Consider the following 1,788-nt stretch of genomic DNA (forward strand, 5'->3'; position numbering starts at 1 on the left):
GGGACGGCGCGACTACGCCATTCTGTTGTTGCTGGCCAAGCTCGGCCTGCGGGCCGACGAGGTCGCGACGCTCACCCTTGATGATATCGACTGGCGCGCCAGCGAGATACTCGTTCGCGCCAAGGGCCGACAGCGTGCACGGATGCCGATACCGCCAGACGTTGGCGCGGCCATCGTTGCATATCTGCGCAGTGGCCGCCCAGAGTCGTCGTGCCGACGGTTGTTCGTCCGCACACTCGCGCCGCACATCGGGTTTGCTTCCGGATGTGCGATCACCATGATCGCCAAGGCCGCTCTCGATCGCGTTGGAATCGAAGGTTGCGCCCACCGCGGCGCCCATATCTTCCGACACAGTCTCGCTACCGAGCTTCTCCGATCTGGCGCGACCTTGTCGGAGATCGGACAGTTGCTGCGGCACGAGAACCACGACACTACCCGGATTTACGCGAAGGTCGACATCGATGCGTTGAGGAACATTGAGCCTGCCCTGGCCGGGAGGCGTGCAATGACCAATCTGCGCGCCGCACTCGATAAGTACCTGAGCATGCGCAAGGGGTTTGGATACAAGTACGAGCACCAGACCCGTCGGCTCGCCGACTTCGTCGCCTTCATGGAGAAGCGCAAAGCCAGGATCATCACGACGAAGCTTGCAATGGAATGGGCAACGCTGCCGCCCGATCGTCATGCATCCTGGGCGCTGCGATTGAGCGACGTGCGCGGGTTCGCGCGCCATGTCGCCAACTTCGATCCGAGAACGGAGGTACCGCCCGTCGGCATGCTGCCCGGATGGAAGCGCGCCAAGCCCTATGTCTACAGCGACGCGGAAATCGATGCGTTGCTGACGGCAGCGCTGGCTCTGCCGCCAGCGGGCGGGCTGCGCCGATGGACCTACCATACCCTGTTCGGGCTGATCGCGGTGACGGGCATGCGTATATCCGAGGCGATGGGCCTGGAGCGTGATGACGTCGACCTCGACGCCGGCGTGCTGACGGTCCGGCTGACCAAGTTCGGCAAGTCGCGGCTCGTGCCATTGCATCCGACGACGAGAACCGCGTTGCGCAACTACGCCCACCGGCGCGACGCGATGCTCGGATCACGCTGCGGCTCGACCTTCTTCGTTGCCGAACAGGGAGGCCGCTTGCTGCACCAGTACGTTCATCGCGTCTTCTGGCGATTGTCCAGAGAGATCGGGCTGCGGCGCCCAGGTGATCATACCGGGCCACGCGTGCACGACTTCCGTCATCGCTTCGCCATCCGGACGCTGCTCGACTGGTATCGGGAAGGCAAGGACGTCGAGCAACAACTCCCAGTGCTCTCCACTTACCTCGGCCACGCCTGCGTGCGCGATACTTACTGGTATCTCTCGGCCTGCCCCGAGTTGATGGAAGAAGCGGCGCGGCGTCTCGATCGGCGGTGGGAGGTGACGTCATGAAGCCCGCCTGCAATGTCGCCACGTTGATCGAGCGCTTCTTCACCGAGCGCCTCATGCGCCAGCGCAATGTTAGCGGCAACACGATCGCCTCCTACAGGGACACGTTCCGGCTGCTGTTCATGTTCGCACAGGTGCAGCTGCGGAAGCCCCCATCGGCCCTGACGCTCACCGACTTGGACGCAACGTTCATCGGCGCGTTCCTAACCGATCTCGAAGTAAAGCGCGGCGCCGGCGCGAAGACGCGTAACCTGCGTCTGACCGCCATCCGATCCTTCTTCAGGTTCGTGTCCTTCGAGGAACCGGCACACAGTGCGCTGATCCAGCGCGTGCTCGCCATACCGAGCAAGCGCCACGAT

2 protein-coding genes are annotated in these 1,788 nt (G+C 63.5%); both read left to right on the forward strand.

Going from position 1 to position 1,788, the window contains the following annotated elements:
- Window positions 1-1,432, forward strand: a 1,432-nt coding sequence (locus FXB38_RS45290) for a tyrosine-type recombinase/integrase (RefSeq protein WP_430640225.1), incomplete at its 5' end; no start/stop codon positions are given.
- On the forward strand, window positions 1,429-1,788 hold a 360-nt coding region (locus FXB38_RS42125), incomplete at its 3' end, for a site-specific integrase (protein ID WP_187435529.1). The genes FXB38_RS45290 and FXB38_RS42125, both read left to right, overlap by 4 nt.

Source organism: Bradyrhizobium cytisi, assembly GCF_008123515.1.
Taxonomy (GTDB): domain Bacteria; phylum Pseudomonadota; class Alphaproteobacteria; order Rhizobiales; family Xanthobacteraceae; genus Bradyrhizobium; species Bradyrhizobium cytisi.